The 808-nt window shown below is 53.2% G+C and carries 2 tRNA genes and 1 rRNA gene; all 3 read right to left on the bottom strand.

Annotation, left to right across the window (positions count from 1 at the left end):
* Nucleotides 1–254: 254 nt before the first annotated feature.
* A tRNA-Ala gene (locus AC1D2R_RS32190) sits at nt 255–330 on the bottom strand.
* A gap of 84 nt (nt 331–414) precedes the next feature.
* Nucleotides 415–491, bottom strand: a tRNA-Ile gene (locus AC1D2R_RS32185).
* Nucleotides 492–744: 253 nt separating this feature from the next.
* Nucleotides 745–808 (bottom strand): 16S ribosomal RNA (locus AC1D2R_RS32180); the annotation flags it as partial.

Here is an 808-nt window from a genome sequence, read left to right as displayed (position 1 = left end):
ATTCAACGACCCAGAGCGACAAGCTTCCTACCTACCTCCAGTCCCTCCACCATATCCAGCCGGCTAGGCCATCCATGGTTTCTCAGGAACTGGGCTCGGACGTCCCGGACAATCCATAAGAATTGCCCAAAACACCTGGAAGCCTCCAGATCAATCTTCTCTTCACGATATATGCAGAACAGGCATCAGCAAAAGCCGATGCAAAACTTTGTTTTCTTCAAAAGATATCTCCCTCAGTTCAACACCAAGCGAATTGGTGGAGCTGAGCGGGATCGAACCGCTGACCCCCTGCTTGCAAAGCAGGTGCTCTCCCAGCTGAGCTACAGCCCCAACCATCGCAACACCTGACAGCAAACCGCCAGGATCAGTTAAACCAAGAACCACTCATTGGGAACAAACCATCGCAAAAGCAGATGGTGGGCCCGGGTAGACTTGAACTACCGACCCCACGCTTATCAAGCGTGTGCTCTAACCAACTGAGCTACGGGCCCATCGCTCACATCCAGCAAAAGCCGGACGATCGTAGCGCGTGAGCGCACTCAATGGTTCGATATCTTTTTGAAGAAAGAGAAACGTGGACGGCGCAGTTCGCCATACCGTGCATGCTAGCATGTCGACGGCGTATTGCGTTTCGATGGTCGCCTGACTGGCGCCATCTATGTTCTAAAAAGCACGGGAAGGTTCATACCGGGCCACATCTTGCGACATGTGCCGGTCGTCTTACCAATTCCACAGCTTCCTTAGAAAGGAGGTGATCCAGCCGCAGGTTCCCCTACGGCTACCTTGTTACGACTTCACCCCAGTCGCT

The sequence above is a fragment of the Rhizobium sp. P1_C7 genome (genome assembly GCF_056406295.1).
This window is presented reverse-complemented; position numbering and strand designations above follow the sequence as displayed.